The organism is Endozoicomonas sp. OPT23 (genome assembly GCF_009653635.1).
GTDB lineage: Bacteria > Pseudomonadota > Gammaproteobacteria > Pseudomonadales > Endozoicomonadaceae > Endozoicomonas_A.
Map to the genome: position 1 here is coordinate 1 of NZ_PPFD01000015.1, position 662 is coordinate 662.

At 40.6% G+C, this 662-nt stretch carries 2 rRNA genes; both read right to left on the reverse strand.

From position 1 onward, the window contains the following. A 23S ribosomal RNA gene (locus tag EOPP23_RS21225) occupies window positions 1-86 on the reverse strand; the annotation flags it as partial. Between the two features lie 524 nt (window positions 87-610). Then, a 16S ribosomal RNA gene (locus EOPP23_RS21385) occupies window positions 611-662 on the reverse strand; the annotation flags it as partial.

Consider the following 662-nt stretch of genomic DNA (forward strand, 5'->3'; position numbering starts at 1 on the left):
GCTCGCCAACGCTTATCGCAGATTACCACGTCCTTCATCGCCTCTGACTGCCAAGGCATCCACCGTGTACGCTTAGTCACTTGACCATATAACCCAAAACGATCTAATTGGGCTGCGTCTTTTTCCTTCATGCGGCGTTGCAATCAGAACTCGGTCGGTCACATACATAATGTATGCTCCCTCGGTCGTTCAGCTTGCGCCTTGCCTGAAGCAAAAATACTTTGCCTAATTCGATGTTTAAGATGTCTATGAAATCATATAACTACCTTTAACGATCTTTATTTGGTCTATTTAATTCAAAGAATTAAACATCCAAATCGCCATACACATTAGCAATAACCGGCTTGGGGCCAGTTATATACTTGAGAGTGTCTCAGCAAGAATCTAATTAAACGACTAATCAACAACAATCAGAGATTGTTATCATTATCCGCTTAAATAAACTCAGCTTATTTAATTTTGGATTCCACATTTTTAAAGAACACATTTTTCGAAACTGAAAAATGGGTTGAGTACCAGAAAACTGATCTCAACAAAACACAAAACAGCATCAAGATGCTGTTTTGTATCAAACAATTCGTGTGAACGCTTATGGACGTCGGTTTTCGTTTAAGGAGGTGATCCAGCCCCAGGTTCCCCTAGGGCTACCTTGTTACGACTTC